Raw genomic sequence first — 12,182 nt, 5'->3', positions numbered from 1 at the left:
AAGCCAAACAAGAGATATACACCGGAATTCAAGAAAATGGTAATCGAAACCATGCTGGAAGAAAAGCTGGGTTACCGGGAAACGGCCCGGCGCTTTCAAGTATGCAACCATTACCGAATTCAACAATGGGAGCAAATTTACCTGACTGAAGGTCCGGAAGGCTTTGAAGTGGAACGGCGTGGCCGAGGGAACAAAGGACGTCCTCGGCAGCTGCCGAAAGAGGTAGAAGAAGATCTGCTGGCAGAGGTTCAGAGACTTCGAGCGGAGAATGAATACTTAAAAAACTTACAAGCCTTGGTTTTGGAACGAGAGCGACGCCAGAGGAAAAAGCCCTGGTAGTCCAAAAACTGAGGCCGAAATATCCATTGTCTGTTCTGCTTGAAATCGCTCAGCTGCCCCGTGCCACCTTCTACTACCACCGAAAGCAGATGCACAGGATAGATAAATACGCACAAGCAAAGACAGAGATTTCTGCCATCTACCACGAAAATAAAGGTCGGTATGGCTACCGGCGTATCACGATTGCGCTTCGCAGCAGAGGAATATATCTGAACCACAAGACAGTACAGAGACTCATGAAGCAGCTGAGACTGGTTTGTCGTGTCAGAGTGAAAAAATATCGCTCTTACAAAGGAAATGTAGGCAAGGTTGCGCCCAATCTGCTGAACAGAGATTTTTACGCAGAAAAGCCAAATCAAAAGTGGGTTACCGATGTGACAGAGTTCAGTCTGTTTGGACAGAAACTCTATCTTTCTCCTATTCTGGATCTGCACAACGGGTATCTGGTCAGCTATACCATCTCTGAACGGCCGGTTTTGAGTATGGTAACAACCATGCTCGACAAAGCTTTTGCAGTTATACCGGATGGAACCGGGCTGATTCTCCATTCCGACCAGGGCTGGCAATACCAGCACAAACAGTACCAGCGTATGCTCAAAGCTAAAGGCATCCGGCAAAGTATGAGCCGCAAGGGAAACTGCCTGGACAATGCAGTGGCAGAAAACTTCTTCGGCCTGCTAAAAAGTGAACTGCTTTATCTGCAAAAGTTCCAGTCCATGCAGCACTTCAAACAAGAGCTCATTGACTATCTGGATTACTACAATAACCGGCGTATTAAGGCAAAGCTAAAGGGCCTGCCGCCTGCAATTCACAGACAACAAGCCCTTTCGGCTGCTTGAACTATTTTTATTTCAAATTATTGTCTAACTTTTTGGGGTCACTTCACCTACGCCGTCCGGCTCTTTTCTGTTTGGATGGGTTTTAAAGATCAGATGCCCTGGAAGCTGAAGGTAAAGTCCATGGACTTGGATGCGTCGGGGATGTACTCCGGGTGGACCGGTGCGCCCCAGCTGTCGTCGCCGCCCACGCCCATCTGGGCGCCGATGGCCCGGATCACGGTGTAGTGGACCGGGGGCAGCTCGTAGGGGTGGCGGGCATTTTCCATCTCGTGGGGGGTGTAGGGCAGGGCCGAGAAGGTCATGGGCTCTGCCGCCGTGAACAGCAGGCCCCGTCCCTTCCGGTCGGTGACCTTGGCCCAGCGGACGCCGGTCTTGGCGCCGCACTCCTGGGGCACCAGGTACTGGGCCATGTTGTCGGCCACCAGGTTCCGGTAGACTCCCAGCTTTGCACCGTGCTGGCGATCCCAGTAGGTCTCGGCGGGGCCATTGCCGTACCACTCCAGGTGGTCATAGTCGGCGTTGATCTTGAAGAGTACGCCAAACTCCGGCATTCCGGGCAGGCCTTCCACCGGATCCCAATGGAGGGTGGTCTCGATCCGGCCGTCCCCAAAGACCCGATAGGTCAGGGTGCACCCGGCCGCCGGGGTGGTCTGGAGATTGTACTGGTACTTCACCACCACGCTGTCTTCCAGCACCTCATGGACGGGGTTAATATAAGTAGTGCCGCCGGTGGGGTTGGGAATGGCTTTGCCCACCCCTTTGGTGGTGGCATAGAGGCTGGCCAGCTTCCACTGGCCCCGCAGGCCCGCCATGTTGTTGCCCATGTCGTTGTCGATGGGGGCGCGCCAGAAGTTGGGCCGGGGCACTTCTTCGATCATCTCCTTGCCGCCCCAGCGGTAGGAGGTCAGGCCGCCGTTCAGGTCCGAGAACAGCGCATCGAAGTGCTCGCCCCGCACCCCGATGTTATGGGTGCCGCAGGTGACCACAAAGGGGGCAGCCTTCGCCTTGGCGGGAGCGTCGATCTTGGCGATGATCCCCTGGCCGAAGGCCACCTCGTGGCCCGCCTTGGCCCAGAGGGTATCGGCCTTAAGCCGGAAGCTGATGGTCAGGGCATACTCGCCGGGGGCGGTGGGCAGCTCCACCGGCAGGGGGAAGTCCCGCTTTGAGTCGGGGGCCACGGTAATCCCCTCCAGTTTCCACTCCCGGACCAGCACGCCGTCCTTTTGCAGCAGGGCGAAGCAGTCGTAAGCATCCGTGGAGACAAAGAGGTTTTTGTTCCAGACCCGGAAGGCTGCGGCGTCCACCTCTACGGCGATGTTCTGGTAGCAGAACTTGACCTCCTGCATCTTGGGGGAGGGAGCGCGGTCGCCGCCGTAGACGATGCCGTTGCCGCTGAAGTTATAGTCGGTGGGTCGCTCGCCGAAATCGCCGCCGAAAGCCTGGAACCATTTGCCGTACCGGTCCTTCTTAAAGATGGACTGGTCGATGTAGTCCCAGATAAAGCCGCCCTGGTAGCCCGAGTTCTCCCGGTCGGCCAGCTCGGTGTACTTATGCAGCGCGCCGCAGGAGTTGCCCATGGCGTGGCTGTACTCGCAGTTGATGAAGGGGCGGACATCCCCCTGGGCCAGATAGGCCTCGATGTCGGTCACCTTGGCGTACATCCGGCTCTCCATGTCAGTGGTCTGGGGGTAACGGGGATCCCAGTACACGCCCTCGTAGTGGACCAGGCGGGTGTTGTCCAGCTGGCGGAGCATCTCGGACATTTCCAGCAGCGTCTCGCCGCCAAAGGACTCGTTGCCCAGGGACCAGATCACCACCGCCGGGTGGTTTTTGTCCCGCTCATAGGTGGCCCGCAGACGGTTGAGCATCATCTCACGCCATTCGGGCTTGCCATCCGGCAGCAGGAACTCCTTGCCCCGGGTGCCCATGTTGTAGGCGTCCCAGGTGCCGTGGGTCTCGAGGTTGTTCTCGGCGATCATGTACAGGCCGTACCGGTCGCACAGATCGTAGAGCAGATCCTGGTTCTGGTAGTGGCTGGTGCGGATGGCGTTGATGTTGTTCTGCTTCATGGTCCGAACGTCCAGCTCGGTCTCTTCCGGCGAGCAGGCCCGGCCGGTGACGGCGCTGAACTCGTGGCGGTTGGCCCCCTTAAAGACGATCCGCTTGCCGTTGATGAGCATCCGGTTGCCCTTCATCTCAAATTTGCGGAAACCGACTTTTCGGGTGGTGTACTCCACCGCCTCCCCGGCGGCGTTGTACAGCACGATTTCCAGGTCGTAGAGGTTGGGCTCCTCGGCGCTCCAGAGCTTGGGCGACTCCACCCGATGACTGAAATGGGCGGCCTTTTCCAGAGAGACCGACTCGGAGAAGAGTTCCTTCTCCCCCTCTTTCAGGGTCAGGCAGGCACTGCCGGCGCCGGAGGTTTTGAGCTTGACTTCCAGGTCGGCGTGGGAGAATCCCTCCCCCTCAAAGAGGGTGCGGACCGACAGGTCTTCCAGATGCACCTCGGGGATGGCATAGAGCCAGACGCTGCGGTAGATGCCCGAGAAGCGGTAGAAATCCTGGTCCTCGCACCAGCTGGAAGAAGTCCACTTAAATACCTGGGCCGCCAGCTTGTTGATGCCGGGTTTCACATAGGGGGTCAGGTCGAAGGCGTGGGCCGAGAAGGTGTCCTCAGTGTAACCCACATACTGGCCGTTAAGCCAGAGGGCCATGCCGCTCTCGACGCCCTCGAACTCCACCCGCAGGGGCTTGTTCTGCATGGCCTCGGGCAGCTCGAAGTATTTGACATAGCTGGCCACCGGGTTGAACCGCTCCGGGATGCCCCCCTGCTGGACCTCCTCCCGGCCGTCCCAGGGGTACTGGGTGTTGGCGTACTGGGGAACGTCGTAGCCCTCCATCTGGATATGGGCCGGGACATGGATCTCATCCCAGAGGGTGCAGTCATAATCCTCTTTCTCAAAGCCGGGGATGGCGCTGGCGTAGTTTTTCGCGTAGGCAAATTTCCACAGACCGTCCAGCCGGAGCGCCATCGAGCTCTCGCCGGCCAGCATCTCTTCCCGGGTGGGGTAGATTTTTCCGCTGGCGTGGGGCGGCAGGACGTTCTCTGCGAAAAATGTGGGATCTTTTACCTTTGCATAGTCAAATGCTGCCATGGTGTGATACCTCACTTCAAAAAAATCTCTCCTCCCGCCCGGGAGGCTAAAGCCCCCCGGGCAAGCCCTGCTCGGCTTTGAGCAGGCGGATGAAGGAGAGAGATAATTTAGTTTTTTACGTTTTTACGAAAGGGGAAAAACAGGGCGGAATCTTACTTCACCGCACCGGTGATGCCCTCGGCAAACTGCTTTTGCAGGATGAAGAAGACGATCATGGTGGGGATGGAGCAGAACAGAACGCCCATCATCAAAACGCCGTAGTCGATGCTGTAACCGGCCGAGAGGTTGGCGATCAGCATGGGCATGGTCTGGGCGTCGGCCTGGTTCAGGACGACCTTGGGCCAGAGGTAAGCGTTCCACGCGTTCATGAAGGTGATGACCGCCGCAGCCGCATAGGTGGATCTCATGATGGGGACGTACATCCGGAAGAAGATCCCGATTTCACTCAGGCCATCGATCCGGGCCGCCTGCATCAGATCCAGCGGGAAGTTGCGAGAGTTCTGGCGGAACATCATAATCAGGAAGGGGGTGGACAGGCTGGGCAGGATGAAGCCCCAGACCGTATTCAGCAGGCCCATCTGGGACATCATCTTGAACAGGGGCACCATGGTGGCCACCTGGGGGACCATCATGGCCAGCAGCAGGATGCCGAACAGCCGGTCCTTGCCCTTGTCGTGGTAGAGCTCAAAGCCGAAACCCGCCAGTGAGCAGATGAACAGGGAGGCCACCGTCTGCACAATGGAGTACACGAAGGAGTTCTTCATGGCGCCCCAGAGGTTCTGCTGGGTGATCAGGTTCTTGAAGTTTTCCAGCGCATAGCTGCCGAACATGATCTTGCCGCGGGCCACATCCAGAGAGGTATTGGTGGCGGCGGAGATCATCCACAGCAGCGGGAACACCGACAGGAAGGAGACGATAATCAGGAAAATGTAGGCCGGGATCAGACGCCGCTGGATGGTGGAGTGATTGGCCTTGCCGGTTTTTGCCTTTGCGGGGGCTTCCATCGTCTTAGTCACGCTTGTCACCTACCTTCATATTGATAAAGGACAGCACCGCCACCATCACAAAGATGATGAAGGACAGCGCCGAGGCGTAGCCGAAGTTCGCAACGCCCTGGCCGAAGGAGTTATTATAAATGTAATGGGACATGGTGATGGTAGAGTTGGCCGGGCCGCCGTTGGTCAGGTTGACCGACTCGTCGAACAGCTGCAGGGTACCGTTGATGGACATGATGGCGGTCATCACGATGGTGGGCCGCAGCAGGGGGACGGTGATCTTCCAGAACGTCTGCCAGCCGTTGGCGCCGTCGATCTTGGCGGCCTCGTACACCGAGTAATCGATGTTCTGCAGGCCCGCCAGGAAGAAGACCATGTTATAGCCGGTCCAGCGCCAGATCAGGGCGATGATGATAATGATCTTGGCGCTGGTGGGGTTGCCCAGGAAGTTGTAGTTGGTCTCCAGGATGCCGATCTTGACCAGGATGGTGTTGACCAGGCCCTCGGTGGCGAAGAGGGATTTGAAGATCAAAGAGTAGGAAACCAGCGAGGTGGCGCAGGGCAGGAACACGCAGGTACGGAAGAAGCCCTTGAACCGCAGATCGTGGTTGTTCAGCAGCTGGGCCAGCAGCATGGCCAGGATCAGCATGATGGGCACTTCGATGATCAGGTACAGGAAGGTGTTGACCATCGACCGCTGGAACAGCTGGTCCTTCAGCATACGGGTGTAGTTATAGAACAGGGGCTCGGCCCACTTCATGTTGGCGCTGGAGCCGGTTTTCAGCGAGGTGAACACCGCGTTGATGATGGGGATAAAGCTCATGATGGTGATCAGCAGGGTGCCGGGCAGCAGATAGAACCAGCCCGCGCGGCGCTGTTTCGCCATTAGGGTGCCATGATTTGCTTTCAAGAGAAAGCCCTCCTTTCCGCTTGAACCCGAAAAACGGGGAATCGCGTGGGATTCCCCGTTTCCGGTTCACAGGTTAGCGTCCGTTTTGCCAGCCTTACAGGCCCATCTCAAAGCGGATCTGCTGTTCAGCGTTGGCCAGCTCGTCATCCAGGTTGGCGCCGTTGATGGTGTTGATGATGGCCGCCGCCATGTAGGTACGGGCACGGTAGTGGTAGTCGCTCTGCTCGATGATGGGCACGTTGCCGCCCATCTCGACGATCTGTGCGTAGATCGGGGTGTTGTTGAAGTACTCCACACCCTCGTTGTAAACGTCGGACTCGCCGCAGGCCAGAACGGTGGTGATGACGCCGCCGTCACGCAGGGCGTTGTCGTAGGTCACGGTGCTGCCGCCGAAGGTGTAGGCCAGGAACTCCTTGGCCAGATCCACGTTGTCGCAGTTGGCGGTGATGTACAGAGAAGAGCCGCCGTTGGAGGCGTAGCCCTCGCCGCCGGCCAGGGTGGGCAGAGAGGTGATCTCCCACTTGCCGGAGTTCTCGGGCACCTGGCAGATGGTGGGGATGATCCAGTTGCCGTTCATGACGCCGGCAACCATGTCGCCCAGAATGACCTGGTTGATGTAGCCGGACCAGTCGTTGGCCAGGTAGCAGACGTTCTTCTGGACCATCTCAACGATGACCTCGCAGACCTGGCGCAGGGGCTCGTTGCCGGTGATGAAGGGCTCGCCGTCCTTGAACTGAGAAGCGTCCTCCGCCTGGAGCATCATGTAGATCAGGTCGTTGCCGTCGCCGTCCATGCAGAGCAGGTACTTGCCGGTGGCGTTGTAGACGTCCTGGCCCACCTTGATGAAGTCGGCCCAGGAGATGCCGGTCATGTCGTCGATGGTGTAGCCAGCCTGCTCCAGCAGATCGGTGCGGTAGGCAAAGATAACGGTGCCGTTGTCCACGGGCACGCCGTAGTGCACGCCGTCGATGGTGGAGTAGGAGAGCTTCTCCTCGCTGATGCCGGTCCAGTCAATGTCGGCGCCCTCAACGGGGACAAAGGCGTCGGGATAATCGCTGACGTACTTCTGGATGTAGTGATCCTGGAACAGGACGATGTCGGGCAGGGTGCTGTAATCGCCGGCGGAAGCGGCCAGGGTGATGGCGTTCTCGACGTCGGAAGACTGAGACTGCTCGATGATCTCCAGCTCAAAGTCGGGGTCCACATTCTCCTTGTAGTCGGCGGCGGCGGCGTTCAGAGCGGGGATGTTGAAGCTGGCATCCCAGGCGTAGGCAGTCAGCTTGTGGCCGCCCTCAGCAGCGGTGCTGCCCGCGGTGGAACCAGCGGTAGAAGCTGCGGTGGAGCTGGAGCTGCTGCCGCAGGCGGCCAGGACACCAGCGGCGCTGACCGCGGCCAGACCAGCAAGGAACGAACGACGAGTGATCTTTTTCATAGCAATTTCTCCTTCATCCAAAATGATCCGTCGGATTTTGGAGGAAAAGAAATATGTATATTTTTCACAATTCTTTTCCTTCTCCATCCATTCATTGTATGTATTATACCAACCATTTCTGCGAATTTGCGGGTAATTCCAATCAAAAAAAGAGCAAATTCAATCATCTGTGGATTGAATTTGCTCTCTATCTCCCCCGGATTTGGTAGATTTCACAAAACCGGCCGATAATTTTTCACAGGATCACAGGCGGTTCTCAGAGATCCTCCTTGGTTTTCCAGCCTTTTCGGGCTGAAATTTTATACTCCAGAACCTTGCCTTTATAATCTTTGCTGTTTTTCTTGTATTGATAAGGAGTCATCCCCACAATTTTCTGAAAATTACGGTCAAAGGAGGAAACACTCTGGTACCCCACCCGGAGGGCCACTTCCAGCATGGAGCAGCTGGTTGTATTGAGCAGATCGCACCCTTGCCGGATCCGCACCGCGGTCAGGTACTCGTTCGGGGACATATTCAGATACTCTTTAAACTTCCGGCGGAGGTGGGCCTCGCTGAGGGAACACTGGGCTGCCATCTCCTGGATGGAGATGGGGTTCATATAGGCCCGGTCGATGTACTCCATGGCGGGCATGATCTGGTGCAGCCCGGCATTGATGAGCTGCACTGGGTTGTTGCCGTCGCTCTCATAGAGGCGGGCGGCCAGCAATAGCAGAGAGGTCAAAAGGCTGTGAGCCACCTCGGTGTGGTAGTTCTGCGGGGTGCGGTACTCGTCCAGCGCCAGGCGGATCAGCCGGGCCAGGGACTCATCCTCGGCCTCGGTCAGATATTTGGCGCCGCTGGCCAGCCGCCGGACCATCATCTCCACAAAGAGCGGGTCGTCGGGGAACGCTTTGCGGAGGATCCTTTGGGGATTGATGAAAAGATACTCCCACTGGTTGAGGCCGTGGTCCCGGCTGATGGTGGTGTGCAGGCAGTTGGCGGGAATGAGGGTTATCACGCCCCCCTGGTATTCGTATTTCTGCTCATCAATATAAATGGTGCCCTCGCCCCACTGGCACAACCCCACCTCCATCAGGTTGTGAAAGTGCAGATCCTCCGCCTCGGTGCCGTAGCTGCGCAGCCACTCCTCCCCCAGCAGGGCCAGGGCGGGCTCATGTTCCGGCAGCTCATAATAGCGCAGCTGAATGGTGGGCTTGTTTCGGCTATTTTTTGTTTCCATAAACAGCTCCCCCGCTGCCGTGGGCAGCGTTTTGCTTTTTTAAACCTATTATATGCGCCAGAGGCCGCCGGCGCAATCCTCCCAGTCTGTTTTTGCCGGGTCCGGGCCTGTATATCTCGACAAAACTCTTGCCCGGATCAACAAAATTGTATTTACTGTTGCTATTCTTATCGCTATAATAAGAGCAATTTAACACACCACAACCGCGGAGGAAAGAATCGGCTTATGAGCATTCGATTTGAAGAAAAAACCTCAACCTTTACCCTTCACACCCAAAACTCCACCTACCAGATGCAGCTGGACCCCATGGGCCACCTGCTGCACCTGTATTATGGCCGCCGGATCGGCGATGGAAACAACTTCCACCTCTACCCCACCGCCGACCACGGTTTCTCCCCCGACTTTTACGCGGCCCAGGCCGTCCGGGGCTCCTACTCTCCGGACGTTCTGCCCCAGGAATACCCCGCCGCCAACCGGGGAGATTTCCGGGTACCGGCAGCGGATGTCGTGAACGCCGGGGGCGCCCGGGGCGCTGAGTTCGTCTACGCCGGCCACAGTGTCCAGGCCGGGGCCTATGCCCTGGAGGGGCTGCCCGCTTCTTTCGGCGAGGACTGCGAGACATTGACCATCGAGCTGCGGGACACCGTGCTGGGGCTGCGGGTCCAGCTTTTCTACGGCGTATACGAGGCCCAGGACATCATCACCCGGGCCGCTGTCCTGACCAACGAGAGCGGTGAGCCCCTCACCCTGGAAAAGGCCGCTTCCGCCTGCCTGGATCTGCCCTTCGGCAAGTGGGACCTGATCCAGTTCCACGGCCGCCACGCCATGGAGCGCCAGCCCGAGCGCACCCATCTGGGCCGGGACATCCGCCGGGTGGGCAGTGTGCGGGGCGCTTCCAGCCACCATCACAACCCCTTTGTGATCCTCTGTGAGCCCGCTGCCACTGAGGACTGGGGCAGCTGCTACGGCGTGATGCCGGTCTACTCCGGCAACCACTGCACCGACATCGAGGTGGACTACAACGGCTCCACCCGTCTGGTCACCGGCATCCACCCCGACGGCTTCCGGTGGCATCTGGCCCCGGGCGAAACTTTCACCACCCCCCAGGTGCTGCTCTGCTACACCCACGAGGGCCTGGGCGAACTGTCCCGCCACTATCACCGGTTCATCCGGCAGTCCCTCTGCCGCTCCACCGGCACCCAGATGAGCGAGGTGCTGATCAACAACTGGGAGGCCACCTATTTTAACTTCGACCAGGACAAGATCTACGCCATCGCCCAGAAGGCCGCCAGCCTGGGCGTGGGGCTGATGGTGCTGGACGACGGCTGGTTCGGCAAGCGGGACAGCGACACCAGCGGCCTGGGCGACTGGTTCGTCAACACCGAAAAACTCAAAGGGGGCCTTTCGCCCCTGATCGAAAAGATCAACGCCCTGGGAATGAAGTTCGGCATCTGGATCGAGCCCGAGATGGTCAGCGAGGACTCGGACCTCTACCGCGCCCACCCCGATTGGGCCCTGACCCTGCCCGGCCGCCAGCCCATCCTGGGCCGGGGCCAGCTGGTGCTGGATATGAGCCGCCCCGAGGTGGTGGACTATCTGACCGACTGCTTCACCAAGCTTTTGAGCGAGAACCACATCGAGTACATCAAGTGGGACATGAACCGGAACATGGCGGACGTGTACAGCCACGCCCTGCCCCCCGAGCGCCAGGGCGAGGTGTTCCACCGGTACATCCTGGGGGTCTATGCCCTGATGGACCGGCTGACCTCCCGGTTCCCCCACGTTCTGTTTGAGGGCTGCGCCGGCGGCGGCGGCCGGTTCGATGCCGGTATGCTGGCCTATGTGCCCCAGTTCTGGTGCAGCGACAACACCGACGCCATCGAGCGGCTGACCATTCAGTACGGCACCTCCTTCGGCTACCCGGTTTCTTCCATGGGCGCCCATGTCTCGGCCTGCCCCAACCACCAGACCGGCCGCACCGTTCCCCTGGGCACCCGGGGTGTGGTGGCCATGTCCGGCACCTTTGGCTATGAGCTGGATCTGAATAAGCTCAGCCGGAAGGAGATGTCCCTGGTCAAAAAGCAGATTGCCCGTTACCAGAGCTACGCCGAACTGATCCGCACCGGCGATTATTATCGGCTGACGAGTCCCCTCGAGGCCGATTTCTGGCACGGCTGGCAGTTCGCCGCCCCCGATGCCTCGGAGGCTCTGATGAATCTGGTGGTGGTCCATCCCCAGGGCAACCCCCTGCCCCTCCACATCCAGTGGAAGGGTCTGGACCCCGACGGGGTGTACAAGATCGTCCGGTGCGAATTCCCGGGCGTGCCCGAGAAGCTGCCCGCCCATACCTGGGCCAAAGAGATCACAGGACAGAAGTTCACCGGCGCACAGCTGATGTACGCAGGCCAGACCCTGCCCCAGCTCTACGGCGACTACCCCAGCGCCCAGATCCTGATCAAGAAAACCCGCTGAACCGGAGGAGTCCCCCATGAACTTTGACGAAACCGTCCACAGCCAGGAGATCTACGACTCCGGGGCCGGGGAGATTCTGGCGGTCCAGGACCAGTGCCTGGAGCGGCTCTACGACTACAACGCCACCCGCCCCACCGAACGGGAAAAACGGGGCCGGATGCTCCGGGAGATGCTGGCCGAGTGCGGCGAAAACTGCTGGATCGAGCCCCCCTTCTATTCCAACTGGGGCGGGCGGTTCGTCCATTTCGGCAAAAACGTCTACGCCAACTTTGGCCTGACCTGTGTGGATGACACCCACATCTATGTGGGGGACTACACCATGATCGGCCCCCACTGCATCCTGGCCACCGCCAACCACCCCATCCTGCCTGAGCTGCGGGAAAAAGCCTACCAGTACAATCTGCCCATCCACATCGGGCGAAACTGCTGGCTGGGAGCCGGGGTCATCGTGGTACCCGGGGTGACCATTGGGGAGAACTCCGTCATCGGCGCGGGCAGCGTGGTGACCAAAGACATCCCCGCCAATGTGGTGGCGGTGGGCAACCCCTGCCGGGTGCTGCGCCCCATCAGCGACCACGACCGGGAGTACTTTTACCGGGAGCGGAAAATCCGCTGGGAAAAACTGGGCCTTTAACCGCCCTTTCTAAAAAACACAGCCCCCGTCCGGGTATTTGAACCGGTCCAAATTGTGTGGACAGTACAAAAAAGCCCCAAGTGTAGGAGATTAGGATTCAGCAGGAGTGGCGGAGCGTTAGCGGAGCCACTCCTGCTTTCGTTTGGATTCGCTCGTGGTTATAAAACTGGATGTATCGGTCGATCAT

9 protein-coding genes are annotated in these 12,182 nt (G+C 58.8%); 4 read left to right on the top strand and 5 right to left on the bottom strand.

Annotated elements, in window-relative coordinates; translation table 11 throughout:
* Both JCM17207_RS11985 and JCM17207_RS11980 read left to right on the top strand, forming a co-directional pair.
* The coding region (locus JCM17207_RS11985) for a helix-turn-helix domain-containing protein (protein ID WP_238317864.1) at positions 1 to 339 on the top strand (339 nt) is incomplete at its 5' end.
* Positions 273 to 1,178, top strand: a complete 906-nt coding sequence (locus tag JCM17207_RS11980) for an IS3 family transposase (RefSeq protein WP_309295414.1) — start codon at positions 273 to 275, stop codon at positions 1,176 to 1,178. The genes JCM17207_RS11985 and JCM17207_RS11980, both read left to right, overlap by 67 nt.
* A gap of 89 nt (positions 1,179 to 1,267) precedes the next feature.
* Here JCM17207_RS11980 and lacZ read toward each other — a convergent pair whose 3' ends face one another.
* The 5 genes from lacZ to JCM17207_RS11955 form a co-directional block, all read right to left on the bottom strand.
* Positions 1,268 to 4,333, bottom strand: a complete 3,066-nt coding sequence (gene lacZ / locus JCM17207_RS11975) for a beta-galactosidase, LacZ type (RefSeq protein ID WP_238317862.1) — start codon at positions 4,331 to 4,333, stop codon at positions 1,268 to 1,270.
* A 152-nt stretch (positions 4,334 to 4,485) separates the two neighbouring features.
* Positions 4,486 to 5,349: a carbohydrate ABC transporter permease gene (locus JCM17207_RS11970; RefSeq protein WP_373871968.1), complete on the bottom strand. Its 864-nt coding sequence runs from the start codon at positions 5,347 to 5,349 to the stop codon at positions 4,486 to 4,488.
* On the bottom strand, positions 5,342 to 6,214 hold the full coding sequence (locus JCM17207_RS11965; protein WP_238317865.1) for a carbohydrate ABC transporter permease: 873 nt from the start codon (positions 6,212 to 6,214) through the stop codon (positions 5,342 to 5,344). The genes JCM17207_RS11970 and JCM17207_RS11965 overlap by 8 nt, the downstream gene beginning before the upstream one ends.
* A 118-nt stretch (positions 6,215 to 6,332) precedes the next feature.
* The gene (locus JCM17207_RS11960) at positions 6,333 to 7,670 is read right to left on the bottom strand and encodes an ABC transporter substrate-binding protein (RefSeq protein ID WP_238317861.1); all 1,338 of its coding nucleotides are present in this window, start codon (positions 7,668 to 7,670) and stop codon (positions 6,333 to 6,335) included.
* 256 nt (positions 7,671 to 7,926) lie between these two features.
* A complete protein-coding gene (locus tag JCM17207_RS11955) occupies positions 7,927 to 8,889 on the bottom strand; it encodes a helix-turn-helix domain-containing protein (RefSeq protein WP_238317860.1) in 963 nt (320 codons plus the stop codon).
* 225 nt (positions 8,890 to 9,114) lie between these two features.
* Here JCM17207_RS11955 and JCM17207_RS11950 point away from each other — a divergent pair, with 225 nt between their 5' ends.
* Together JCM17207_RS11950 and JCM17207_RS11945 are read left to right on the top strand one after the other, a co-directional pair.
* Entirely contained in the window at positions 9,115 to 11,361 is a 2,247-nt protein-coding gene (locus tag JCM17207_RS11950; RefSeq protein WP_238317859.1) for an alpha-galactosidase, read from the top strand.
* Positions 11,362 to 11,377: 16 nt separating this feature from the next.
* Positions 11,378 to 11,995 carry a sugar O-acetyltransferase gene (locus JCM17207_RS11945; RefSeq protein WP_238317858.1) on the top strand — a complete coding sequence of 206 codons (618 nt, stop codon included), beginning with the start codon at positions 11,378 to 11,380 and terminating at the stop codon, positions 11,993 to 11,995.
* Positions 11,996 to 12,182 lie beyond the last annotated feature (187 nt).

Origin of the sequence: Faecalibacterium gallinarum (assembly GCF_022180365.1) — a bacterium.
Taxonomy (GTDB): Bacteria; Bacillota; Clostridia; order Oscillospirales; family Ruminococcaceae; genus Faecalibacterium; species Faecalibacterium gallinarum.
This window is presented reverse-complemented; position numbering and strand designations above follow the sequence as displayed.